Origin of the sequence: Streptomyces sp. NBC_00353 (assembly GCF_036108815.1) — a bacterium.
GTDB lineage: Bacteria > Actinomycetota > Actinomycetes > Streptomycetales > Streptomycetaceae > Streptomyces.
In genome coordinates this window covers 7,737,486-7,762,435 of record NZ_CP107985.1, presented here as the reverse complement: position 1 = coordinate 7,762,435, position 24,950 = coordinate 7,737,486, and the positions used below count along the sequence as shown (strand labels likewise).

14 protein-coding genes are annotated in these 24,950 nt (G+C 71.2%); 5 read left to right on the top strand and 9 right to left on the bottom strand.

From position 1 onward, the window contains the following. The first annotated feature begins 18 nt into the window (after positions 1–18). Together OHA88_RS34970 and ppk2 are read left to right on the top strand one after the other, a co-directional pair. The gene (locus tag OHA88_RS34970) at positions 19–1,050 is read left to right on the top strand and encodes a DMT family transporter (RefSeq protein WP_328628446.1); all 1,032 of its coding nucleotides are present in this window, start codon (positions 19–21) and stop codon (positions 1,048–1,050) included. Between the two features lie 64 nt (positions 1,051–1,114). Beyond that, positions 1,115–2,008, top strand: coding sequence for a polyphosphate kinase 2 (ppk2, locus tag OHA88_RS34965; RefSeq protein ID WP_382830767.1), 894 nt, complete (start codon positions 1,115–1,117; stop codon positions 2,006–2,008). Between the two features lie 116 nt (positions 2,009–2,124). Here the strand turns inward: ppk2 and OHA88_RS34960 are convergent, their stop codons facing one another. The 3 genes from OHA88_RS34960 to OHA88_RS34950 form a co-directional block, all read right to left on the bottom strand. After that, positions 2,125–3,462, bottom strand: coding sequence for an MFS transporter (locus tag OHA88_RS34960; RefSeq protein ID WP_328628444.1), 1,338 nt, complete (start codon positions 3,460–3,462; stop codon positions 2,125–2,127). Positions 3,463–3,679: 217 nt separating this feature from the next. Beyond that, positions 3,680–4,759, bottom strand: a complete 1,080-nt coding sequence (locus OHA88_RS34955; RefSeq protein WP_328628443.1) for a Zn-dependent alcohol dehydrogenase — start codon at positions 4,757–4,759, stop codon at positions 3,680–3,682. Positions 4,760–4,799: 40 nt separating this feature from the next. Further along, a complete protein-coding gene (locus tag OHA88_RS34950) occupies positions 4,800–6,194 on the bottom strand; it encodes an aldehyde dehydrogenase family protein (RefSeq protein ID WP_328628442.1) in 1,395 nt (464 codons plus the stop codon). Between the two features lie 251 nt (positions 6,195–6,445). Here OHA88_RS34950 and OHA88_RS34945 point away from each other — a divergent pair, with 251 nt between their 5' ends. The 3 genes from OHA88_RS34945 to OHA88_RS34935 all read left to right on the top strand — a co-directional run bounded on the left by OHA88_RS34945 (position 6,446) and on the right by OHA88_RS34935 (position 15,404). Next, complete coding sequence (locus OHA88_RS34945; protein ID WP_328628441.1) at positions 6,446–8,995, top strand: S8 family serine peptidase; 2,550 nt, start codon at positions 6,446–6,448, stop codon at positions 8,993–8,995. Beyond that, positions 8,995–11,937, top strand: a complete 2,943-nt coding sequence (locus tag OHA88_RS34940) for a hypothetical protein (protein ID WP_328628440.1) — start codon at positions 8,995–8,997, stop codon at positions 11,935–11,937. The genes OHA88_RS34945 and OHA88_RS34940 overlap by 1 nt, the downstream gene beginning before the upstream one ends. Positions 11,938–12,182: 245 nt before the next feature. Further along, positions 12,183–15,404, top strand: coding sequence for an ATP-binding protein (locus OHA88_RS34935; RefSeq protein ID WP_328628439.1), 3,222 nt, complete (start codon positions 12,183–12,185; stop codon positions 15,402–15,404). Positions 15,405–15,436: 32 nt separating this feature from the next. Here the strand turns inward: OHA88_RS34935 and OHA88_RS34930 are convergent, their stop codons facing one another. The 6 genes from OHA88_RS34930 to OHA88_RS34905 all read right to left on the bottom strand — a co-directional run bounded on the left by OHA88_RS34930 (position 15,437) and on the right by OHA88_RS34905 (position 24,916). Continuing rightward, positions 15,437–17,323, bottom strand: coding sequence for an ABC transporter ATP-binding protein (locus OHA88_RS34930; RefSeq protein ID WP_328628438.1), 1,887 nt, complete (start codon positions 17,321–17,323; stop codon positions 15,437–15,439). A gap of 151 nt (positions 17,324–17,474) precedes the next feature. Further along, entirely contained in the window at positions 17,475–18,860 is a 1,386-nt protein-coding gene (locus tag OHA88_RS34925) for an ABC transporter ATP-binding protein (RefSeq protein ID WP_328628437.1), read from the bottom strand. Between the two features lie 138 nt (positions 18,861–18,998). Continuing rightward, a complete protein-coding gene (locus OHA88_RS34920; protein ID WP_328628436.1) occupies positions 18,999–20,264 on the bottom strand; it encodes an MFS transporter in 1,266 nt (421 codons plus the stop codon). A 3-nt stretch (positions 20,265–20,267) separates the two neighbouring features. Next, complete coding sequence (locus OHA88_RS34915) at positions 20,268–21,692, bottom strand: CitMHS family transporter (protein WP_328628435.1); 1,425 nt, start codon at positions 21,690–21,692, stop codon at positions 20,268–20,270. A gap of 121 nt (positions 21,693–21,813) precedes the next feature. Further along, entirely contained in the window at positions 21,814–24,093 is a 2,280-nt protein-coding gene (locus tag OHA88_RS34910; protein WP_328628434.1) for a molybdopterin oxidoreductase family protein, read from the bottom strand. Positions 24,094–24,295: 202 nt separating this feature from the next. Continuing rightward, positions 24,296–24,916, bottom strand: a complete 621-nt coding sequence (locus tag OHA88_RS34905) for a TetR/AcrR family transcriptional regulator (protein ID WP_326631535.1) — start codon at positions 24,914–24,916, stop codon at positions 24,296–24,298. Positions 24,917–24,950 lie beyond the last annotated feature (34 nt).

Sequence of the window (24,950 nt, the reverse complement as noted above, 5' to 3'; positions counted from 1 at the left end):
CCGTTTAGAGTCGGGCTCATGACGACACCCATACCCGCCTCCGCCGCGCCCGCCACCGCACCCGCGGGCCGCGACCGGCGGGCGATCGCCGCGGCCGGCACCACCGTGGTGCTGTGGGCCTCCGCCTTTGTCTCCATCCGCAGTGCCGGTGAGTCCTACTCGCCCGGTGCGCTCGCGCTCGGCCGGCTGCTCGCGGGTTCGCTGACGCTCGGAGCGATCCTTCTCGTACGCCGCGAGGGGCTGCCGTCCAGGGCGGCGTGGCCGGGCATCGTCACGTCCGGGGTGCTCTGGTTCGGGCTCTACATGGTGGTGCTCAACTGGGGCGAGCAGGAGGTCGACGCGGGCACGGCCGCCATGGTCGTGAACATCGGCCCGATCCTGATCGCACTGCTCGGCGCCCGACTGCTGGGCGAGGGGCTGCCGCGCAGACTGCTGACAGGGATGGCCGTGTCGTTCGCGGGCGCCGCGGTGGTCGGTCTCTCCATGTCGGGACACGGGAGTTCGTCGGTGCTCGGGGTGGTCCTCTGCCTGCTGGCGGCGATGGCGTACGCGGGCGGGGTGGTCGCCCAGAAGCCGGCGCTGCGGCACGGCTCGGCGCTGCAGATCACCGCGTTCGGCTGCATGGTCGGTACGGTCGCCTGTCTGCCGTTCTCCGGTGTGCTGGTCTCCGAGGCGGCCGACGCCCCGGTGTCCGCGACGCTGAACATGGTCTATCTGGGCGTCTTCCCGACCGCCCTGGCCTTCACCACCTGGGCCTATGCGCTCGCCCGCACCACTGCGGGACGGATGGGCGCCACCACATATGCCGTCCCCGCGCTGGTGGTACTGATGTCGTGGCTGCTGCTCGGCGAGGTGCCCGCACTGCTCACGGTCGGCGGCGGCCTGCTCTGTCTGGCCGGGGTGGCGGTCTCCCGGAAGCGTCCGCAGACTGGACGCACCCGAAAGAGTCGGGTACAGCCGGTGGAGGGACGCCGTCATGACCCGGAGCGCCAAGGATCCGAGCAGCCGCAGGAGACGGAAGAAGAGGAGCAAGGCTGCCGACGACGCTGACCACAGGGAAGCCGCCCTCGCCTGGGCGGCACGGCACGGCGGCGCCGAGCTCGAAGCCTTCGGCGTGACCGACAGCGGGGACGACGATCCGGTCCTGGTGATGCCCGACGGGCGGGCGCGCGACGCCTGGCGCGAGGACTATCCGTACACCTACAAGCTCGGCCGGAAGGCGTACGAGAAGGACAAGCGCGCGCTGCAGATCGAGCTGCTCAAGTTCCAGCACTGGGTGAAGGAGCGCAACGAACGGCTCGTCATTCTCTTCGAAGGGCGCGACGCGGCCGGCAAGGGCGGCACGATCAACCGCTTCACCGAGCACCTCAACCCCCGTGGCGCACGGGTCGTGGCGCTGGAGAAGCCCACCGAACGCGAACGCACCCAGTGGTACTTCCAGCGGTACACGGCACATCTGCCGAGCGCCGGGGAGATCGTGCTCTTCGATCGCTCCTGGTACAACCGGGCAGGTGTGGAGCGGGTGATGGGGTTCTGCACGACCCGCGAGTACCTCGAATTCATGCACCAGGCACCGGGCTTCGAGCGGATGCTCGCCCGGGACGGCATCCACCTGGTGAAGTTCTGGTTCTCCGTCTCCCGCAACGAGCAGCGCAACCGGTTCATGATCCGCCAGATCGACCCGGTACGGCAGTGGAAGCTGAGCCCGGTCGACCTCGCCTCGCTGGACAAGTGGGACGCATACACGGAGGCCAAGGAGGTGATGTTGTTCCACACGGACACGGCGGACGCGCCCTGGACCGTGGTGAAGAGCAACGACAAGAAGCGGGCCAGGCTGGAGGCGATCCGGCATGTGCTGCACCGCTTCGACTACCCGGACAAGGACACGACGGTGGTCCGCGAGCCGGACCCGCTGATCGTGGGTCGGGCCTCCCGGCTCTTCGAGCAGGGCGAGATGGATGCCCGGCTGCTCACCACGCACCGGTCGGAGGCCGGGCCGACGGCGTGAGCCCGGGTCGGAACACCACGAGGGCGCGGCCGCCCCTGTCACCTCCCGTCCGGCGCGCTCCGGCTCCGGCACCCGTGGGGGAGGCAGCGGTGCCGGAGCCGGTCCGGGATCCGTGATCAGCGCGAACTCGCCCGTCCCGCAAGGACCTTGATGGAGACCAGGGCGATGACAGCCAGGCCGATGATGTAGGCCGCCACCGCCATCGACGTGCCCGTCGCCTCCAGCAGCAGCACCATCACGAACGGGGCGAGGCCGCCACCGAACACCGCCGCGATCTGGTAGCCGAGCGAGGCGCCGGTGTAGCGCATCTCGGCCGTGAACAGCTCGGCGAACAACGCCGCCTGCGGCCCGTACATGATGCTGAGGAAACAGCTGGTGACGAAAGTGCCGACGGCCATCCAGAGCAGCGACTTGGTGTCGATGAGCAGGAACATCGGCACCGCCCACACGGCGAGGCCGGCCGCCCCGAGCGCGTAGATCCGCAGCCGCCCGATGCGGTCGGACAGCGCCGCCGACGCCGGTATCAGGACGAGCTGGGTGAGGCTGATGCAGAGCGAGACCATGAGGACGGCCTCGCGCTTCATGCCGAGCTCACGGGTCGTGTAGTCCAGGACGCCGGTGATGATGATGTAGAAGGTCGCGGTGTTCACGGCGAACGAGCCGCCCGCGAGGAAGACCGTGCCGAGGTGCTCCCGCACGATGGTGCGCAGCGGCGAGCGCGCGGAGCGGCTCGCCTCCTGCTCGGCCAGTTCCTTCTCGGCCTCGCGGAACTCGGGGGTCTCCTCGACGCGCGTGTGGATGTACCAGGCGAGGACCAGCACCAGCAGACCGACCAGGAACGGCAGCCGCCAGCCCCAGGCGGCGAACTCGCTGTCGCTGGTGAAGGCTCCTGCGGCGAGGAAAACGGTGTTGGCGGTCACCACACCGATGGGAACGCCGAGTTGGACGAGGCTTCCGTAGACGCCGCGCTTGCCCTCGGGGGCGTATTCGGTGGCCATCAGCATGGCTCCGCCCCACTGGGCGCCGACCGCGATGCCCTGGGCGACGCGCAGGGTGACGAGCAGCACCGGAGCGGCGATGCCGATCGTCTCGTACGTGGGAAGCAGGCCGATGCCCGTGGTGGCCACACCCATCAGGGTGAGCGCGAGGACCAGCATGGGTTTGCGACCACGCTTGTCGCCGAGCTGGCCCGCGATGATGCCGCCGAGCGGACGGGCCAGGAAGCCCACGGCGAAGGTCGCGAACGCGGCGAGGACACCGGCGGAGCCGCTGCCTGCGGGGAAGTAGAGGTCTCCCAGGACCAGGGCTGCGGCGATGCCGAAAACGAAGTAGTCGTACCACTCCACCGCGGATGCGAGCGCTGCGGCGGTGGCCACCTTGCGGCGGGCCCGCGTCTCGGTGGGGGTCGGGACGGTATCGGTGGTGCGTGGGGTGGCGGATGGTGACGTGTCCATGCGTGCACACTCCGGTGGGTGCGGGGGACGGGGTGCCCGGCGGGGCTGATCCGCCGGTCCGGGGACCGTACTGACCGGACGGTATGTGGGTCAACGGGTCGCGCAGCAGCAGTTTTTACCTGCATATGACACTCGGACCGCCGCGACGAGAAGGGGCCGGGCATGCCGAAGTCCCCGGCCGCCACCGAGGGCGGCCGGGGTCTCTTCCGGGCGTCGGCTAGAAGATCACCAGGGCGCGACCGCCCTTGCCCGCGATCATGTTGTCGAAGGCCGCCGGGATGCCGTCCAGCGCGATCCGTTCGGTGACCATCATGGAGAGGTCGAACCTGCCGGCCCGGATGTGCTCGGCGAGCACGGGCAGATCGCGGGCGGGGTCGCTGTTCCCGTAGACGCAGCCGGTCAGCGAGCGGCCCCAGTGGAAGATCTCCAGGGCATTGAAGGTCACCTGCTGGTCCTTGCCCCCGATGCCGACGACGGTGGTACGGCCGCCGCGCCGGGTGGAGTCCCAGGCGCCGCGGATGGTGGCGGGCCGGCCGACGCACTCCACGGCGACGTCCGCGCCCTGTCCGCCGGTGAGCCTGCGGATCGCGCGCGGCGTGGTGTCGGAGGCGATGACGTAGTCGGTGGCGCCGGCCCGGCGGGCGAGCTCCTCCTTCTCCGGGGAGACATCGACGGCGATGATCTTCGAGGCTCCGGCGATCCGGGCGGACTGGAGCACGGCCAGCCCGACGCCGCCGATACCGAAGACGACGACCGTCTCGCCGGCCCGGACCCGCGCACTGTGGTGGACGGCGCCGTATCCGGTGAGCACCGCGCAGCCGAGCAGGGCGGCGTCGGTCAGCGGGATGCCGGCCGGTGCGGGCAGTGCACAGTTCGCGGCGACGACCGTCTCCTGGGCGAACGCCGCGACGTTCAGGCCGGGGTGGAGTTCGGTGCCGTCGGCGGTACGGGCGTGGATGTTGCCCGCACCCGTCAGCGCGTCGGCGCACAGCCAGACCTCACCGATCCCGCAGTGGTGGCAGCTGCCGCAGGAAGGCGCCCAGTTGAGTACGACGCCGTCGCCCGGCGCCACATGGGTGACGCCCTCGCCGACGGAGAGGACGGTGCCCGCTCCCTCATGGCCGAGGACGGCGGGGACGGGCACCCGCATGGTGCCGTCGGACAGGGACAGGTCGGAGTGGCAGACCCCGGCGGCGGCGAGACGGATCCTCACCTGGCCGGGTCCGGGCTCCGGGAGTTCGATGTCGGTGACCTCCAGGGGAGCTCCGACGGCGGGCAGTACGGCGGCGCGGACCACGGACCGGCTCCTTGCTGATCGGGGGTGCATCGGGGGTGGTTCAGAACTGGAGGGACTTGGTCTGGAGGTATTCGCCGAGGCCGTGCGGACCGAGCTCGCGGCCGACGCCGGACTGCTTGTAGCCGCCGAACGGGGCGATCGGGTTGAACCGGCCGCCGTTGATGTCGACCTGTCCGGTGTCCATCCGGCGGGCGAAGGCGACGGCTTCCGCATCGTCGGCGGCCCAGACGGCGCCCGCGAGCCCGTACACCGTGCCGTTGGCGATGCGGAGCGCGTCGTCCTCGTCCTCGTACTTCAGGATCGAGATGACCGGGCCGAAGATCTCCTCCTGGGCGATCGTCATCTCCGGGGTGACATCGGCGAACACGGTGGGGCTGACGTAGTAACCGGTCGGGTGCGGGGCCTCGGGGCCACCGGCGACGAGCCGGGCGCCCTCCTCGATGCCCTTCTCGATGTAACCGCGCACCCGGGCCTGCTGCTTGGCGTTGACGACGGGGCCGACCCGCTCCCCCGGTACGTACTTGGCGACAGCCGCGGCGGCGAGGGCGACGGCTTCCTCGTACCGCTCGGCGTCGACGAGCATCCGGGTCCAGGCGCTGCACGTCTGGCCGGAGTTGGACATCACGTTGGCGACGCCGACGTTGACGGCCTTGGCCAGATCGGCCGAGGGCAGGATGACGTTGGCGGACTTGCCGCCGAGCTCCAGCGCGACGCGCTTGACCGCGCCGCCCGCGGTGGCGCCGATCTGCTTCCCGACGGCGGTGGATCCGGTGAACGAGACCAGGTCGACGTCCTCGTGCGCGGCCAGAGCCTGTCCGGCGACCGGGCCGAGGCCGGTGACCAGGTTGAAGACACCGGCGGGCAGGCCCGCCTCCGCAGTCGCCTCGGCGAAGAGCTGCGCGGTCAGCGGGGTGTCCTCGGCGGGCTTGAGGACGATCGTGCAGCCTGCCGCAAGTGCGGGAGCCACCTTGGCCACGATCTGGTGCAGCGGGTAGTTCCACGGGGTGATCGCCCCGACGACACCGACGGGCTCCAGCAGGACGGTGGAGTTGCCGTGCTTCTCCTCGAACGGGTACGACGCGGCAAGTTCGGCGTACGAACCGGCGACCAGGATCGGCACACCCGCGTGCACCGCCTGTGACAGCGGGAGCGGTGCGCCGAGCTCGGCGGTGACGGTGGCGGCGATCTCGTCCTGGCGGGCCACCAGGACATCGCGCAGGGCCGCGATCCGCGCGGCCCGCTCGGCGGGCGGGGTGGCGGACCAGCCGGGGAACGCGGCTCGGGCGGCCCGTACCGCGGCGTCGACGTCCTCGGCGGTTCCGGCCGGTACATGGGCGATGACCTGCTCGTCCGCCGGGTTCACGACCGCGATCGTGTCCGCGCCCGATGCGGGGCGCCACTTCCCGCCGATGTACATACCGTCGTGGGCCTTCATGGCATTTCCTCCCGGACATGGATACGGCCGATGTCGTCAGCACCCCAAACTAGCGGCGTTAGTTTTTGGGCGCCAGAGACGCCGGTCACGTGCGCCCGGGCCGTTCACCCGGGCTTCGCCGCACAGTTCAGTAATTCACCAGTAACGGCCTCCTCCTAGCGTCCCGGATCAGCCCGCCTCCTCCCGTACTCACCCCCTGGTCCCGGAACCGCGGCGGGCTCCCCCCGTACCAGCCATGGAGGAGCACTCCGATGCATCTGCCCCGATCCCCGCGGCGCAGAACCGCCGTGTGGGCTGCGGCCGCGATCACGGCCACAGCCGCACTGTCCGGCCCCGCACCCGCGTTCGCCCAGTCTGCGGCGGACCCGAGCCCCGTCACCGCCAAGGTCGATTCCGCCGTTCTCGACACTGTCGCGAAGGGCAAGGAGTCGACCTTCTTCGTCGTCCTCAAGAGCCAGGCGGACCTGTCCGCGGCCAAGGGCAAGAAGTCCCACGCGGCAAAGGCGAAGTCGGCGTTCGCCTCGCTGCGCAGTAAGGCGAAGAACAGCCAGAAACCGCTGCAGTCCTTCCTCGACAAGGAGAAGATCGGCTACCGGTCCTACTGGATCGCCAATGCACTCAAGGTGACCGGCGGCGAGAACCTCGTCGACGTCCTGGCGAAGCGCCCTGATGTGGCGAGCATCGTCAAGGAGCACACCTACAAGCTCGACCGGACCGAGTCGAAGTCGACCGACGCCGCCACCGACGCCGACACCACCGCCGCCGAGTGGGGCGTCCAGGACATCAAGGCCGACCAGGTCTGGGACCAGTACGACGACCGTGGTGAGGGCATCGTCATCGCCAACGTCGACTCGGGCGTCCAGTACGACCACCCGGCGCTGGTGGGCAACTACCGGGGCAACCTGGGCAATGGCACCTTCAGCCACGACTACAACTGGTACGACCCGACCGGTCAGTGCGGCACCTCCGGTGTCCCGTGTGACAACAACGGCCACGGCACGCACACCATGGGCACCATGGTCGGCGCCGGCGGCGTCGGTGTCGCGCCCGGCGCCAAGTGGATCGCCGCCAAGGGGTGTGAGTCCAGCTCCTGTTCGGACTCCTCGCTGCTCGCGGCAGGCCAGTGGATCCTCGCGCCGACCGACCACACCGGTCAGAATCCGCGTCCCGACCTCGCGCCCGACATCGTCAACAACTCCTGGGGCGGCGGCGACACCACCTTCTACCAGGACATTGTCCAGGCGTGGAACGCGGCCGGGATCTTCGAGGCGTTCGCCTCGGGCAACGACGGTGACGGGGTGACCTGCTCGACCGGCCACGCTCCGGGCTCGCAGGCCGACTCCTACGGCGTCGGTGCGTACGACGTCGACGGGAAGATCGCTTCCTTCTCCGGCTTCGGCCCCTCGGTCCTGGACGGTTCGATGAAGCCGAACATCTCCGCGCCGGGCGTCAACGTCCGCTCGACGTGGCCGGGCAGCGCGTACAAATCCATCTCGGGCACGTCCATGGCCACCCCGCACGTCGCGGGCGCCGTCGCGCTGCTCTGGGCCGCGGCCCCGTCCCTGATCGGGAAGATCGACGAGACCCGGACGCTCCTCGACGAGGGCTCGACGGATGTCGACGACACCCACTGCGGCGGCACCGCGGCCATGAACAACGTCTGGGGCAGCGGCAAGCTGAACATCCTGGCCTCCGTCGACGCCGCCCCGCACTCCGCCGGCACCCTCTCGGGCACCGCGAAGAACCAGGCCACCGGCAAGGCGGCGACCGCCACGGTGACCGCGCAGAACGCCGACACCAAGCGTTCGGTCACCACCGACGCCACGGGCGCGTACCAGCTGCACCTGCCGGCCGGTACGTACACGGTCACCACCAGCGGCTACGGCTTCGCCTCCCGCACCGACACGGTCACCATCGCCGTCGGCCAGACCGAGACCCTCGACCTGGCACTGACCGCGGTCGCGCACCACACCGTCTCCGGCACGGTCCTCGACGTCACGGGCAAGCCCCTCAAGGGCGCCACGGTGAAGTTCACGGACGCCCCGATCGACGCGGTCACCACCGGCGCCGACGGTACGTACGCCTTCCCGTCCGTCGCCGAGGGCTCCTTCCACCTGGCGGCCGCGCCCAACGCCCCCGTGCTGTGCAACGGCAACTGGACCGGCGCGCTCACCGTCGACGGGAACGAGACCGTCCAGGCCTCGCTGCCGCCGCGCACCGACACGGCCGGTACGTACTCCTGCGCCCCTGGCGCGTACAGCTGGATCGACGGCCGGACCAAGGTCGCGCTGAGCGGTGACGAGAACGCCGAGGCCGTCGCCCTGCCCTTCCCGGTGAAGTACTACGGGGTCTCGTACACCAGCGCCTACATCACCACCAACGGCCTGGTGAACTTCCTTTCGCCGCGACTCGGCGACTTTGCCAACACCACGCTGCCCGCCGCCGCGCAGCCCAACGGCGTCGTGGCCGCGTTCTGGGACGACCTGACGCTCGACAAGAAGTCCAGCGTCCAGACGACCACCACGGGAACCACCGGCAACCGCAGGTTCGCGATCGTCTGGAACAACGCCGCGCTCGTCTCCGACACCTCGGTGCGCCTGACCTTCGAGGCCGTCTTCGACGAGGCCACGGGTGCGATCACCCTGCAGTACAAGGGCATTGGCAGCAGCGCGCTGCAGAAGGGCTCCTCGGCCACCATCGGCATCGAGAACCAGGCCGGCACGGACGCCCTCCAGTACTCCTTCAACGAGTCCGTCCTCAAGGACGCCTCCGCGATCCGCTTCTCCCCGAAGGCCGCCTGATGAAGAACATCAACCGAAGAGGCGTACGCCTCGCCTCCGCCCTGGTGGCAGCCGGACTGGTGCTGAGCGCCGCACCGGCCGCATTCGCCGCCGACGACGACAACGGGCTGCTGACCCTCACCGACAGCCAGGCCGCCGACCTGTCGCAGCGCGCCCAGCTCGACCCGTACGGCGACGCCGAGGGCCAGGCGTACGACCCGCAGGGCGCCGGGATACGCGAGGACGCCGCATCGGCGCCCACCACGGGCTCCACCGGCAGCGGTTCCTCGCTCGACGACACAGACACCGGCACCGGCTCCTGGACCGTCAACAAGAAGTCGTCCGTCGAGGGCGTGAACGGGATGGTCGCGACCGCCCCGGTGGCGGGCACGAACGGCGACTACTTCGCACTCGACTCGCTGGGCATCGTCCAGCGCTACGCCGCCGACGGCAAGCAGGTGTGGCGACGCGACAACGCCTCGCTGTACACGGACTGGAAGGTCACCAACTCCCGTCCGTGGCAGGCCGAGCCGTACCCGGCACGCATCGTGATGGGCTACAACGCGGTCGGACCCTTCACCATCTCCTCGGACAACGGCTACACCACCGGTGACCTGACCGGCGACGGTGTGGACGACGTGGTCTTCACCGCGAGCGTCGGCAGCTACCCGTACCGCCCGTTCACGTCCCCCGGCTCGACGCTGCCCACCGGCACCTTCGTGACGATCCTGGACGGCCAGAGCGGCAAGACCCTCTGGAGCAAGCTCTACACCGGCGCGTACAACATCAAGCTGGTCGGCAAGACCCTGGTGGTCGCCGACTCGCCGAACCTGAACCTGAACTCGCCCAAGACCGCCACGACGACGCTGAGCGGCCTCCGCTTCTCGTACGCCGACGGTACGCTCACGCCCTCCGACACCTGGTCGTACGACACGGGCGCCTTCACCGGCACGGCGTGGGCGAGCCTGGAGCCGCTGGGCGAGGGGCTGGTCGCCGCCTCGTGGGACCAGCGCAAGCTCAGCGCCACCGCGGCTCCGTCCGGCACCACCCTGGTGTTCGACACCAAGGACGGCAGCGTCAAGTGGCAGCAGAAGAACCGCCTTTACTCGCGTCAGCTGCACTTCGACGCCGCCCGCAACAGCCTGGTCGCGCTGGAGCAGTCGGACCCGAGCGACGGCGTCGCCTACGAGATCGCCTCGTACTCCCTTGCCGACGGCGCCCGCACCACCGTCGACCGCCGCATCAACGCGGTTCCGCTCGACCTGGTGATCGGTGACATCCAGGGCAGCTCCAAGCCCGAGTACACGGTCAGCGAGTCCACGCTCGACACCGGTCTGTACATCAACGCCAACACCGTGCGCGCCCTGAACGGCGACGACGGCGGCGAGCTGTGGTCGCGCACCGTCAAGCGCGATCCGGCCAACTCCCATGACGGCGGCGGCGCCTGGGGCCTGAAGGTCGTCGACGGCAAGGTCGTCGCCTCGTACAAGGACGATGCCGGCTACGAGGGCGCGGACAACCGCAGTGCCGCCCGATACGGCCGCCTGGCCGTGCTGTCCGGCAAGGACGGCGAGGTCCGCTGGGAACAGCGCGGCGTGGTCACCTCGCAGATGTGGGCGCAGCCGTTCAAGAAGGGCAGCGGCTGGCAGCTCCGTACGGTCGACACAAACGAGAACATCCGCACGTACAACCTGGGCAGCGGCAAGCAGGAGAGCCTTCTCCCGCTGCGGGCCGCGGTCAACTCGGCCGTCTCCACGGACATCAACGGCGACAAGAAGCAGGACCTGATCGTCGGCGGCGTTTCCAACGGCCTCTTCGCCTACGACGGTCCCTCGCTGGTGGCGGGCCGGCCCAAGCAGCTTTGGATGGCCACCGTTCCCGGCCAGATCCACGCCGTCGTCAAGGCCGACGTCAACGGCGACCACCGCGACGAGACGATCGTCGCCGCCGACTCCGCGACCGCGGTGGTGGACTCCCGTACGGGCAAGGTCCTCACCACGATCGACGGCAAGGGCCAGTTCGTCCGTACGGTCACCGCGGCCGACGTCAACGGCGACGGCAAGGCCGAGGTCATCGTCGCCACCGACAAGGTGCGCGTCTACAACGGCAGCGGCAGGAAGCTGTGGGAGTACGGCGCCCCGGCGTCCGCGGGCGACGTCGTCTTCGCGGACGTGTCGGTCGCCGACGGCAAGGTCTACGCCCAGTACGCCTCTCACGTCGCCGCCCCGAGCGGTACCACGAGCGACTCGATGGTGCCCAGCGTGGTGGGCGGTGTCGCCCTGAGCGCCAGGACCGGCACCCTCGCCTGGTCCTTCACCCCGAAGCCGGGGACCTACACGGACGGCGCGCTCTACGGCGCCCCGCTGCGGGCGGGCACGTTCGCCTCGTCCGGCATTCCGTACGCCGACGGGCACGCGGTCGTCTTCACCTCGTTCAGCAGGGATTCCGTCACCGGCGCCCTGACGACCGTCGTGGAGATCCGCGACGGCCGCACCGGCGAGCTGCTGCACTCGGCCGTCGGCGGAGGCCCCTGGGGTCTCGCCAACTGGATGACCGGGCCCGAGGGCCTGATCATGGCCGGCACCGTGTCCCTGCGCACGTTCGGGCCCGACGGCCAGGACTCGCGGGTCTTCACGATCGCGGACTCGCAGCCGGCCGCCTTCGCGACCGGCCCCGACGGCAAGCGCATCATCGTCTCGGGCGAGCAGGGCGGCGCCAGCACGTACAACCCGTCCATCCTCACGGCCGGGCACGACTACCCGGGCAGCGTGGCCGACCTGCGCGCGATGGGCGGCAAGGAGATCTTCGTCGGCGACCTGAACGGCGACAAGGTCGACGAGATCGTCTCGCTCAACTTCGACGAGTACGGCATGGACCGTCTGACGGCGCTCGAGGGCGGCGGCTACTCCGCGCCGTTCTCCGCGATGCGCCAGACCATCACGGCCACGATCGACCCGTCCTGATCCGTAACCCCTGACCCCGCCGGGGTCACCGCAGGCCCCCGAGTCCTCGACCCGGGGGCCTGCAGCCGTTCACGGCCACAGCGATTACAGTTACTGCCCCTATGGCCAGGGCATTCACACACGACGCAGGTTCCACCGGAACACCCCCCTTGCTTCGCGTGTGCCTTTTCGGCGGTTTCAAGGTAGAACGAGATGGCGGTGCGCCTCTCGCCGACAAATGGCCCCGCCCCAGCGCCCGCGCCCTCGTGAAACTCCTCGCCGTCTCCCCCGGCCACAGCCTCCACCGCGAGCAGGCCATGGAGATCTGCTGGCCGGACTCCGACGCCCAGGCCGCGCTCGGCAGTCTGCGGGTCGCCCTGCACGCCGCCCGCCGCGCCATCGAGCCGGAGCTGGCCCCCCGCGCCTCCTCGTCCTACCTGACCGGCGAAGGCACCCTGCTGCGGCTCGATCCGCACACCGTGGTGATCGACGCCGACCAGGCCGAGAACCTCGCCGAACAGGCCCTGGCCGGAGGTTCGACGGAGGCGCTGACCGCCGCACTCGCCGCGTTCACCGGCGAGCTGCTGCCCGAGGACCGGTACGCGCCCTGGGCCGAGGCCCGGCGCGAGGAGCTCTCCGCGATGTGCGACCGGGTACGGCTGGCGCTCGCCGAGGCCCATCTCGCGGACGGCGAGACCGAACTGGCCACCGAGGTGGCGCTGCGTGCCGTGGCCGCCGCGCCGGCCGAGGAGCGTGCCCACCGGGTGCTGATCGATGCCTACCTGCGCCAGGGCCTTCGTCGGCAGGCCGTGCGCCAGTACCACCTGTGCCGGGAGGCGCTCGACGCCGAACTCGGCGTACGGCCCGGCCCGGCGACCGAGCAGCTGTATCTGCTGGCGCTGGACGCGTCCACCGCCGTGATTCCCGCCGCCTCCGTGCCCGTTCTTCCGGCTGCGATACGCACCCCGCCCGGCCCGCCGCTGCGGGGCCGGTCCGACGAACTCGGCGTGCTGCTGGCCGCCGACGGTCCTCCGGTGCGGCTCGTCGGCGGCGAGGCCGGGGTGGGCAAGACGCGGCTGACGGCGGAGGCGGCCCGCCGGGCGGCCGAGGCCGGGACGGCCGTGCTGTGGGGCGCGGGCCACGACGCCGAGGGGCACACCCCGTACGGCGTCTTCGTCGAGGCGCTGGATGCCTGGCTGGCCGACCGGCCCTCCGCCGAACGGGCCAGGATCGGCGGCGAATACCCCGAACTCGCCTCGCTCCTGCCCACGTTGGGGCAGATCGGGGCGGGTGCGGAGCGCAGTCCCGAAGAGCAGCGCGACCGGTTGTTCCGAGCCACGGCCGGGCTGCTCGGTGATCTGGCGGCGGCCGGACCCGTCCTGCTGGTGCTGGACGATCTGCATGCCGCCGACACGGGGTCGTACCAGCTGCTGAGCCATCTGGCCCGGCGGGCGTCGGCCACAGGAGCCGCGTGGCGTTTCGTCGTCACGTACCGCGCGGAGGAGTTCGACGGGACGGACCCGCGCCGTACCGCACTGGAAGCTCTGTCCCGACAAGGGCTCGCCCGCTCGATGGAGTTGGGACGACTGGGACGCGAGGAGTGTGTGGCCGTCGCGGAGGACGCGGGTGCCAGGACCGGTCTCGACCGGGTCTGGGAGCTCTCGCTCGGTAATCCGCTGTTCGCCCTGGAACTCGCCCGCTCCGCTCAGGACGGCGCGGACACCGCGGGGCTGAGCGCCCCGGAGGGCGTCCGTCAGCTGGTGACCGCTCGACTTGCACGGCTCGGGCCCGCGGCACGCCGGGTCGTCGAGGCCATCTCCGTGGCCGGCGGCGGTGCCGCGCTGGGCGAGATCCTGGATGTGGCGGAGCACGGCCTGCATCCGCCGCTCTCGTCCGCCGAGGCGACCGACGCCGTGGACGCGGCGGTCGCCGCCTCGGTGGTGGCGGAACGGCCGGTGGTGGTCGGTGGCCGGCCGCTGCCCGGCCTCGCCTTCCGCCACCCGCTGGTGCGACTGACCTGTTACGACGGGCTGTCGGCCGCGCGCCGCCGACAGCTGCACTCGGCGTACGCGGAGGCGGTGCTGAGGCGGCGCCCCGACGCCGTCGACACGCTGGCCTCGCATCTGACCCGGGCCGACGACCCACGTGCCACCCAGTACCTGCGGCAGGCCGCCGAACGCGCCGCGGCCCTCTGCGCCAATGACACCGCCGACCGCTACTACGCCGAACTGACCGCCCGGCTCGACGCGATGGCCGCCGATGCGGCACAGGCCCGGATCGACCGGGGGGCCGTCCTGCGCCGGATGGCCCGGTACCAGGAGGCGGCCACCGTACTGCGCGAGGCGCTGGCGGACATGGTCCGGCGCGGCGACGAGGACGGCCAGGTGCTGGCCGCGGCCCGGCTGACCGAGGTGCTGGCGAAGCATCGCGGCACCGACGAGGGCGAGGAGTTGCTGCTTACGTACCCCCCGGGGCCGCACACCCCTCCGCCCACCACCGCGACGCACCATCTGGCAGCGGCGGTCGTGCGGTTCGTGGGCGGCCGGTACGAGGCCGCGCACGCCTCTGCCCAGAGGGCGCAGGAGGCCGCCGAGGCAGTGCGGGGCAGCGAACGCCGGGGGCTGCTGGCCAGGTCCCTGGGGAGCCAGGCGACCGCGCTCGGCCTCGCGGGCCGGTTCGCGCAGGCCCGCGCCGCGGCCGATCTGGCGCTGCCGCATGCCGAGGCGTACGGGGACCAGGAACTGCTGGTCACCATCCTCTCGGTGCTGCGGGAACACGCGCGCCGGTCCGGCCGGCTCGGCGAAGCGGTCTCCATCGGCCGGCAGGCACTGAGCCTGGCCGAGCACACCGGCGATCCGACAACGGTGGCCTTCGAGCGCGCCAATCTGGCCGAACTTCATTTGCTGCTCCGCGAGTTCGCCGAGGCACGGGAACAGGCCGAGGCGGCCGTCCGGGATGGCGAACCGAGTCCCGCCTGGTGCACCCCGTACGCTCTGGCCGCTCTGGCCCGCGTCCGGATCAGAACCGGTGAGCCCGGTGCGGCGGAACTGCTGGCGCAGGCGGGGCGGACCGCCGAGGCGCAGCGCGACCGGCAGGCCGTGCACGAAGTGCGGACGGCGGACGCCGAACGCCTGGTGCGCGAGGGCCGCCCGCAGCAAGCCCTCACTCTGCTGGCCGACGACAGCGACCCCTCGGCGGCGCCTCTGCTCGCCTGGGCGGAACTGCTGTCGGGTCACCCGCAGCGGGCGGCGCGGCGGGCGGCGGCGGAGACGCTGCGGGCGGCGCGGGTCGGCGAGCGGCTGTCGGAGACCGAGTCCCGCACGGTGCATGCCGCCGCGCTCGCGGCGCTGGGCCGCGAGCGGGCAGCTCACGAGGAGTTCGAGCGGGCGGCGACCCTGGCCAGGGAACTCCCCTATCCCGCCGGCGCGTTCGCGGTGGACGAGGCCGGCGGGACGGACTGGACCGCCCGTTCCGCACCCCCTGACTGACCAGCGGTCCGCTGCCGCGGTGACGGGTGCCGTCAGGCGAGCTCCGCGGGCTCCGCACCCGGACGCTCGAACTGGGTGCGGTACAGCTCCTCGTACCGGCCGCCGGACGCGAGAAGTTCCTCGTGGGTGCCCCGCTCCACGACCTGCCCGTTCTCCACGACAAGGATGAGATCCGCCGTCCGCACGGTGGAGAGCCGGTGGGCGATCACCACCGCGGTGCGTCCCTGGAGGGCTTCGGCCAGTGCCTCCTGGACGGCCGCTTCGGAGGTGTTGTCCAGGTGGGCGGTGGCCTCGTCGAGGATGACGACGCGCTGGCGGGCCAGCAGCAGCCGGGCGATGGTCAGCCGCTGGCGTTCGCCACCGGAGAGCCGGTATCCGCGTTCACCGACGACGGTGTCGAGCCCGTCGGGGAGTGAGGCGACCAGGCCGTCCAGGCGTGAGCGGCGCAGAGCGTCCCAGAGGTCTTCCTCGGTGGCTTCGGGGCGGGCGAGGAGGAGGTTGGCGCGGACCGACTCGTGGAAGAGGTGACCGTCCTGGGTGACCATGCCGAGCGTGTCGCGCAGCGTGTCGGCGGACAGGTCGCGTACGTCGATGCCGCCGATGCGTACGGCACCCTCGTCCGTGTCGTACAGCCGGGGCAGCAGCTGCGCGATCGTCGATTTGCCCGCGCCGGACGATCCGACGAGAGCCACCGTCTGGCCGGGTTCGGCGCGGAAGGAGACGCCGCGCAGCACTTCGGTGCCGCCGCGGGTGTCCAGGGTGGCGACGTCTTCGAGCGAGGCGAGGGAGACCTTGTCGGCGGACGGGTAGCCGAAGCGTACGTCGTCGAATTCCACGGACACCGGCCCCTCCGGGACCGCCCGTGCGTCCGGCTTCTCCTCGATGAGCGGCTTGAGGTCGAGGACCTCGAAGACCCGCTCGAAACTGACGAGCGCGCTCATCACCTCGACGCGTGCCCCGGCCAGGGCGGTCAGCGGCGCGTACAGCCGGGTCAGCAGCAGGGCGAGAGAGACCACCGCTCCGGCATCCAGTTGGCCGCGCAGTGTGTAGTACCCGCCGAGCCCGTAGACGAGGGCCAGCGCCAGCGCCGATACGAGGGTGAGCGCCGTGATGAACGCGGACTGGGCCATGGCCGTACGGACGCCGATGTCACGCACTCTGCCCGCCCTGGCGGCGAATTCCGCGGATTCGTCGGCGGGCCTGCCGAAGAGCTTGATCAAGGTGGCGCCGGGCGCGGAGAAGCGCTCGGTCATCCGGGTTCCCATCGCCGCGTTGTGGGCGGCGGCCTCCCGCTGGAGTCTCGCCATCCGCACGCCCATCCGGCGTGCGGGCAGCACGAACACCGGCAGCAGGACCAGCGCCAGTGCGGTGATCTGCCAGGAGATGCTGAGCATCACGCCGAGGGTGAGAAGGAGGGTGACGACGTTGCTGACGACGCCCGACAGGGTGTTGCTGAAGGCGCGCTGGGCGCCGATCACGTCGTTGTTGAGGCGGCTGACGAGCGCGCCGGTGCGGGTGCGGGTGAAGAACGCGATCGGCATGCGCTGCACATGGTCGAAGACCGCGGTGCGCAGATCGAGGATGAGTCCCTCACCGAGGTTGGCCGAGAGCCAGCGGCCGACCAGCCCCAGTCCCGCCTCCGCGACGGCGATCACGGCGATCAGCACGGCCAGCCGCGTGACGGTGCCCGCCTCCTTGCCGGTCACGATCGCGTTCACGACGCCTCCGGCGAGCACGGGGGTGGCAACGGCGAGCAGCGCCGTCGCCACGCTCAGTACCAGGAACAGCGCGACCCGGCGCCGGTGCGGGCGGGCGAACGCGGCGATGCGCCGCAGGGTCTTCCGGTCGAAGGGGCGTCGGTCCTGCTGCGCGTTCATGACGTTGTGGAGCTGCGTCCACGCGGTGGCTTCCATGCTCATGGGAAGACCGTACGACCTCCACCGGACTTGAGGTCAACGCCCGGGTTCGACCGGTGCCCCGTCACCCCTGGAGGGTGCCCGCACTGCCCGCACGGTCCCGCCCGGCCCGCGACGCACTCCCGGGCCTGCGGCGGGACTCCGCCGGCATCTTCTAGACGTCGAGCCCGGGGATGTCCTTCGGCAGGGGACAGATCCGGCGGCCGTAGTGGTCGAAGACGTACAGATGCGCGAGGTCGACCAGGAGCGGGACCTGTCCGCCGATGCGCAGCCGCATGTCGGGGCCGGTGCGGACGACCAGGTCGCCGGCCGTGATCGCGGGCCGGTCGGGGGTGCGGGTGGCCGGCTGCCCACGGTCGGGTTCCGGATCGTCGAGGGCGACGACGGGGCCGCTGATATGGCCGGTCGCGCGCTCCCTCAGCCGTTCCAGTACGCCCACCCCACCGCCGGAACCACCGCCGGTTCCAATGCTGCCGGCGGCGCGGCGGCGGCGCTGGGCGACCCTGTCGGGTCGGGCCGATTCGAGGTCGGGCACCACGGCGGGCTGCGACCCCGTGTTGAGGTGGACCAGTGCCTCGTGCCCCTGGTACTCGACGTGTTCGACGATGCCGCTCAGCGCGACCTCGCCGGGGCGGGCCTGGCTGGGCGCAGCGATCCTCGCCGCCTCCGAGCGCAGTCCGACAATGATCTGGCGGCCCTGCTGGATGCGGAGCAACTGGTGGTCGGGGCTGAGCGGCTCGGGCAGTGGCAGCCGCTGGCGGCCCAGATCGATCGACATGCGCCCTTCGAGGGGGGCGTGGACGACGGCCTGGAGGAGGTTGATGCGCGGGGTGCCGACGAACGCGGCGACGAAGACGTTCTCCGGCAGGGCGTAGACCTCGCGCGGCGGACTGACCTGCTGGAGCCGCCCGCCGCGCATCACGGCGACCCGGTCGCCGAGGGACATCGCCTCGGCCTGATCATGCGTCACATAGACGGTGGTGACGCCCAACTCCCGGGTGAGTTGCGAGATTTCGGCCCGCAGGTGGTTGCGCAGCTTCGCGTCGAGATTGGAGAGCGGCTCATCCATCAAGAACACGGAGGGCCGGCGCGAGATGGCCCGGCCCATGGCGACGCGCTGGCGCTCACCACCGGAGAGCTGACCCGGGTAACGGTCGAGGACGCTCTCGATGCCGAGCATCCTGGCCGTGTTCTCGACGCGAGCGGTGTGGTCCTGGCCGGGGTTCGCCAGCTTCAGCGGGAAGCCGATGTTGGCCCGGTTGGTCATGGTCGGGTAGAGCGCGAAGTTCTGGAACACCATGGCCATGCCGCGCTCGCGGGGCGCTATGTGGTTGGCCGGTTCACCGTCGAGCAGCAGCTCGCCCTCGGTGATCTCCTCCAGGCCGGCGATCATGCGGAGCACGGTCGACTTGCCGCACCCCGAGGGGCCGAGCAGGACGACGAACTCGCCCGGGTCGATGGAGAGCGAGAAGCGGTCGACGGCACGCTGGGTCCGTCCGTACGCCTTGCTGACGTTGTGCAGGGAGATGGCGCGAGTCATGTGTGGGTCCGCCCGGGAGGATGGTGAGGTGGAGCGGTGGGGAGCGGCTGCAACGCGCTGAAATTAGCCCACTACCCGGGGTGCTGGGAATGACTCGTGCAAAGGTTGCACAGTACTGGTGCGGGTGAGCCGGAAGCTTCAGGTGCGATTCTGGTTCACGGCGGGCAGTTCGGACCTGGGAACGGGTGAGGGTGCGGGAACGGCCGGGGTCGCATCGGCGGTCCGGGCGCGGCCTCCGCGCATCCCCAGCCCCGCCGCCGCGAGCAGAAGCGCACCCAGCATCACGAACGGCGCGGCGGTGCCCGCCACTCCGGCGATCACACCGGCGGACGCGGGCGCCGCGACCTGACCGAGCCGGTTGCCGGTCAGCCGGAGCGCGAGCGCGGTGGAGCGGGCCTCCGCCGGGGCCGCCTGGACGACGGTGGTCATCGACAGGGGCTGGCCGACCCCGAGACAGAAGCCGAGCACGGCGAGCATCGTGGCCAGCGCCCAGACAGGGACCGGCAGGGCGATGCCCGCGCAGAGCAGCCCGGCCAGCAGACAGGTCGTGGTGAGCAGCGCCGTACGGCCCAGGAGGCGCAGCATCGGCGTCATGACCAGGCGGCAGGCGATGGTGGCGGCGGCCCGCAGGCTGAGCAGCAGCCCGATGGTGGCGGGGGCGATGGAGCGGTGCTCGCCGACGACGGGCAGATAGGCGGTGAGGATGTCGGTCGCGGAGAGCACGGCGAGGCTGATGAAGATGCCGGCCGGAACACCTCGGTTACGCAGGATGCGGCCGACGGGCACCTTGTCGGCCCGGGCCGCCGCGCGGGCGTCCGGCGCCGTGCGGTGTTCGATGCGCCAGAGCGAGACGAAGGACGCGGCGGCGACGGCCGCCGAGACGACCAGGGCGAGTGCGCTCGTACGGGCCAGGGCGCCGTCCCGCTCGGAGATCACGTACCCCGCGGCGATCGGCCCGATGAGCTGGCCGAGCGAGGCGCCGATGGTGAAGTGGCCGAAATTTCGGTCCTGTTCGGCGGGGGCGGACTGACGGGCGACGATCGACTGGGCGCCGATCACGAAGCAGAGATGGCCGAGCCCCATCACACCGCTCCACGCCGCCATCGCCGGGAGGGAGGCCGCCGTGCCGCTGAGAGCGCAGCCGCCGGCGATCAGGACGACACCGAGGGGCAGCAGGGGTGCGCACCGGCCGTGGTCCGTCCGGCGGCCGAGCGGGACGGCGGCGAAGAGCGGGAGGAGTGCGTACACCCCGGTGATCACGCCGATGGCGCGCTCGTCCGCACCGAGCGAGAGAGCCCGGTAGGAGACGGCGGGCCGCGCCATCGACACCGCCCCCTGCGCGAAGGCGAAGGCGATGACGAGGCGCAGCAGCCAGCTCCTGCCGGGCTCTTCCGTGTCGGCCATGGATCAGATGATTCCGAAGAGGAGGCCGGCGCAGAGCACCACGAGTGAGGTGAGCGCGGCCCATTTGACGGTGAACCTGGTGTGGTCGCCGAATTCGACCTTCGCCATACCGACGAGCACATAGACGGCGGGGACCAGCGGGGACGACATGTGGAGCGGCTGGCCGACCAGGGAGGCGCGGGCGATCTCCAGCGGGGAGACGCCGTGGGCGGCACCGGCCTCGGCGAGCACGGGGACGACGCCGAAGTAGAAGCCGTCGTTGGACATGAAGTAGGTGAGCGGGATGCTCAGGATGCCGGTGATGATCGCCATGTGCGGGCCCATGCCGTCCGGGATCGCGCCGACGAGCCAGTCCGCCATGTGCTCGACCATGCCGGTGCCGGAGAGCACGCCGGTGAATACGGCGGCGGCGAAGACCATGCCGGACACGTTGAGGACGTTGTCCGCGTGGGCCGCGATGCGGGCCCGCTGGTCGGGCATGTGGGGGAAGTTGACGGTGAGGGCGAGGGCCGCACCGATCAGGAAGAGCACCGGGATCGGCATCAGTTCCATGATCATCGCGGTCAGGAGGGCGACGGTGAGCCCGGCGTTGAACCAGTAGAGCTTGGGCCGCAGGGTGGCACGGTTCGGGTCGAGACCCTTGAAGCCCTCGTCGTCGTCCGCGTCTCCGTGGGCCGCTGCCGTGGGCTCGGCGTCCGCGCCCGCACCGGCTCCGCCGGAGGTCTTACGGGTGCGGTCGCTGCCGCCGGCCGCGCCACCCGCACCGACGAGGACCGTCTCCGGCTCCTGGACCACGGCCTCGTCGAGGGTGAGGAAGCCCAGCCGCTTGCGCTCGCGCCGGCCGAGGACGACCGCCAGGAGGATGACCGCGAGCAGTCCGACGCCGAGCGCCGGGATCATCGGGACGAAGATGTCGCCCGCGTCCAGCTTGAGCGCGGTGGCGGCGCGGGCGGTGGGGCCGCCCCAGGGCAGGGTGTTCATGACACCGTTGGCCGTCGCGGCGACACCGGTCATCACGACGAGGCTCATCTTGAGGCGCTTGTAGAGCGGATACATCGCCGAGACGGTGATCATGAAGGTGGTGGAGCCGTCGCCGTCCAGCGAGACGATCGCGGCGAGCACCGCCGTACCGACGACGATCCGCATCGGGTCGGCCTTGCAGAAGCGCAGGATGCCCCGGACGATCGGGTCGAAGAGGCCGACGTCGATCATCACACCGAAGTAGACGATGGCGAACATCAGCATCGCGGCGGTCGGGGCCAGGTTGCCCACGCCGTCGATCACGTAGTCACCGAGCTTGGCGCCCTGTCCGACGGCGACACAGAAAAGTGCGGGGATCAGGACCAGCGCCGCGATCGGCGACATCTTCTTCATCATGATCAGGACCAGGAAGGTCGCAATCATGGCAAAGCCGAGGATTGTCAGCATGTGGGATACCTATCGTTCACCCTTGAACTCCCACCGGAGTCGGCGGTCCGGATGACGTTAGGGCGCGTCTTGCTGCGTTAACAAGACGTTGACATGTGAGCAATACGAGCAAAACCCCAGGTCAATGGGCAGGTGAGGTGCTGGGCGCCACCGCGACGGGGATGCCGTTGAGGACGGCGGTGCCGGACAGCGGGTCGAGCAGGGTGCCGTCGAGGAGCTGGTTGACGTTGACTCCGGGGACGGCGGACGCGACAGACGTCCGGGTGCCGGGCCGGTCGTGGCCCCAGCCGTGCGGGAGGCTCACCACTCCGGCCCGGATGCCCTCGGTGATCTCCACGGGTGCGGTCAGCGCGCCGCCGGCCGCAGTGATCGTGGCGGGGGTGCCGTCCGCCAGTCCGAGCCGGGCCGCGTCGGCCGGGTGCATCTGGAGGGTGCAGACATTCGAGCCGCCACCGAGCGAGGCGACGTTGTGCATCCAGCTGTTGTTGGAGCGCAGATGGCGGCGGCCGACGAGGACGAGCGACTCGGCTCCCGGCCGGTCGGCGAGGGCGCTGCGGAGCCTCGGCAGGTCGGCGGCGATCGCCGCGGGAAGGAGCTCGATGCGTCCGCTGCGGGTGGTGAGGACCTGCGGGATGCGGGGCCGGAGCGGGCCGAGATCGATGCCGTGCGGGTGGGCGAGCAGCCGGTCCAGGGTGAGGCCGTCGGGGTCGGCGCCGAAGCCTTCGCCGTACGGGCCGAGGCGGAGCATCAGGTCGAGGCGGCGTTCCGGCCCGGTGCGGCCGGTGAGGGCGGCGGCCAGTTCGGCGGGGGTGCGGCCGTGCACGGGCGAGAGAGGATCGGCGACGGCCTTGGTCAGCACCCGGTCGATGATCATGGCGTCCACGGCAGCCACGGCGGACCGGTCGGCTCCGCGCATCCCGGAGACGGCGAGGACGAGCCGGGCGAGGATCTCGCTCTCGTCCAGGAGGCCGTCGCCGAGCGGGACGGCGGGGCGGGTGTAGCGGACCTGGTTGCGTACGGCGAGTGCGTTGAACGCGAAGTCGAAGTGGGCGCTCTGCGACGGCGGCGGCGGGGGCAGCACCACATGGGCGTGGCGCGAGGTCTCGTTGAGGTACGGGTCGACGCTGACCATGAAGTCCAGCCCGGCCAGGGCCCGGTCCAGGCGGTCGCCGTCGGGTGCGGAGAGCACGGGGTTGGCGGCGAGGACGATCAGGGCGCGGATCCGGTCGTCCCCCGGGGTCTCGATCTCCTCGGCGAGTGCGGCGACGGGCAGTTCACCCTTGGCCTCGGGGTGCCCGGAGACCCGGCTCGTCCAGCGTCCGAGGGCAAAGCCCTTGCCGGGGGCGGCGGGCCGGGGGGCGCGGGCGGTGGCGGAGAGCGGGAAGAGGGCACCACCGGGACGGTCGAGGTTGCCGGTGAGGATGTTGAGGACGTCGACGAGCCAACTGGCGAGGGTGCCGTGCGCCACGGTGCAGCTGCCGATGCGCCCGTAGACGGCGGCGGTGGGGGCGGCGGCCAGCTCCCGGGCGATCGTACGGATGGTCGCGGCGTCCACGTCGCACGACTCGGCGACCGCCTCGGGGGTGAACTCCCGTACGGCATCGGCTACGTCGTCGAGCCCTTCGAGATGGCCGGCGAGCGTACCGGGGTCGGTGAGCTTCTCCTCGAAGAGTACGTGGGTGACTGCGGCGAGCAGGAGTGCGTCGGCGCCGGGGCGGATGGCGACATGCCGGTCGGCGAGGCGGGCGGTCCGGGTGCGGCGGGGGTCGACGACGGTGAGGGTGCCGCCGCGACGACGCAGCGCCTTGAGCCTGCCGGGGAAGTCGGGGGCCGTGCAGAGGCTGCCGTTGGATTCGAGCGGGTTGGCGCCGAGGAGCAGCAGATGGTCGGTGCGGTCGATGTCCGGCACCGGGATGGCGTTCGGGTCGCCGAAGAGCAGCCCGCTGGAGACATGTTTGGGCATCTGGTCGAGGGTGCTCGCGGTGAAGAGGGCCCGGGTGCGGAGCGTGGCGAGCAGGGTGGGCGGGTAGAGCGCGCCGGCCATGGTGTGCACGTTCGGGTTGCCGAGGACGACACCGACGGACTGTTGCCCGTGCCGCTCGGTCAGTGCGGGCAGGGCTGCCGCGATCGCGTCGAACGCCTCGCTCCAACTGGCCTCCTGCAGCACGCCGTCCTTGCGCACGAGGGGGGTGCGGAGCCGGTCGGGGTCGGCGTCGAGCCCGCCGAAGGACGCGCCCTTGGGGCAGATGAAGCCCCGGCTGAAGACGTCGTCACGGTCGCCGCGGGCGCCGGTGACCCGTGTCCCCTCGATGGTGAGGGTCAGTCCGCAGGTGGCTTCGCACAGGGGGCAGATGCGCAGGGCGGTGCGGGACTCGCGGGAACTGCTGGAGTCGTGCGGCATGGGCCCTCCCCGGGGCGGCAACAGCGGTGGCGCGGAGACGTGGGCAAGCACGGCCGAGCATACCGACCGGTACGCATGGTGGGGAGGTGTTGTCGCGACGATGTTGCCGGGCGGGGACAGGGGTCGCGTCGGATTTCCGCAAAGCAGGGTGCGGTGCCGTGCGGTGGGTCGCGCTGCCGTGGGGTGCCGTGCGGCGCCGGGTTCAGTCCAGGACCCGGGCCAGGTACGCCTGGATCAGGACGCGGGTCTCGGCGACGATGGCCTGATCGCCCGACGGCTCGGTACGGAAGGCCAGTTGGAGGAGCGCGTCGGCGGCTTCGACGCAGACCAGGATCGTCCGGAGCAGGTCTTCGTCAGGGGTGCGCCCCAGATGGCCGGAAAGCAGATGGGCGAGCCGGTCCGCGACGCGGTGGTTGGCATCGGAGGCCGGGTCGTCCACGGGGGCAGGAGCGCCGAAGTCGACGAGTGCGAAGCCGGGGACGGAACGCTTCATCTCGAGGTATTCGTCGAGCACGGCGTCGATGGCGCTGCGCCAGTCGGCGGCCGGGATGGCGGCCAGGCGACCGGTGATGCGCTCCGCGTAACTGTCCAGGTTGCGCCGGGCCAGGGCGTCGGCGAGGGCGCGCTTGTTGGAGAAGAACCGGTAGACGGATCCGATCGGGACTTCCGCGCGGGCCGCGACGGCCCGGGTGGAGAGCTGCTCGTAACCGGTCTCGTCGAGGAGTTCGGCACAGGCGTCGAGTATCCGGGAGAGGCGTTCGGCACTGCGCTGCTGCACGGGTGCGCGGCGGAGGTTCGTATTCGCATGGGGCACGGGCTCCATGATGCCGTGGCTCTCCCCTGCTGGAGGGGCGGGT

Bases quoted from the DNA above. Each gene is read 5' to 3' on its own strand.
- OHA88_RS34970 (WP_328628446.1), top strand. From the start codon at position 19: ATGACGACACCCATACCCGCCTCCGCCGCGCCCGCCACCGCACCCGCG.
- OHA88_RS34960 (WP_328628444.1), bottom strand. From the start codon at position 3,462: ATGGACACGTCACCATCCGCCACCCCACGCACCACCGATACCGTCCCG.
- OHA88_RS34950 (WP_328628442.1), bottom strand. From the start codon at position 6,194: ATGAAGGCCCACGACGGTATGTACATCGGCGGGAAGTGGCGCCCCGCA.
- OHA88_RS34945 (WP_328628441.1), top strand. From the start codon at position 6,446: ATGCATCTGCCCCGATCCCCGCGGCGCAGAACCGCCGTGTGGGCTGCG.
- OHA88_RS34940 (WP_328628440.1), top strand. From the start codon at position 8,995: ATGAAGAACATCAACCGAAGAGGCGTACGCCTCGCCTCCGCCCTGGTG.
- OHA88_RS34930 (WP_328628438.1), bottom strand. From the start codon at position 17,323: ATGAGCATGGAAGCCACCGCGTGGACGCAGCTCCACAACGTCATGAAC.
- OHA88_RS34925 (WP_328628437.1), bottom strand. From the start codon at position 18,860: ATGACTCGCGCCATCTCCCTGCACAACGTCAGCAAGGCGTACGGACGG.
- OHA88_RS34920 (WP_328628436.1), bottom strand. From the start codon at position 20,264: ATGGCCGACACGGAAGAGCCCGGCAGGAGCTGGCTGCTGCGCCTCGTC.
- OHA88_RS34915 (WP_328628435.1), bottom strand. From the start codon at position 21,692: ATGCTGACAATCCTCGGCTTTGCCATGATTGCGACCTTCCTGGTCCTG.
- OHA88_RS34910 (WP_328628434.1), bottom strand. From the start codon at position 24,093: ATGCCGCACGACTCCAGCAGTTCCCGCGAGTCCCGCACCGCCCTGCGC.
- OHA88_RS34905 (WP_326631535.1), bottom strand. From the start codon at position 24,916: ATGGAGCCCGTGCCCCATGCGAATACGAACCTCCGCCGCGCACCCGTG.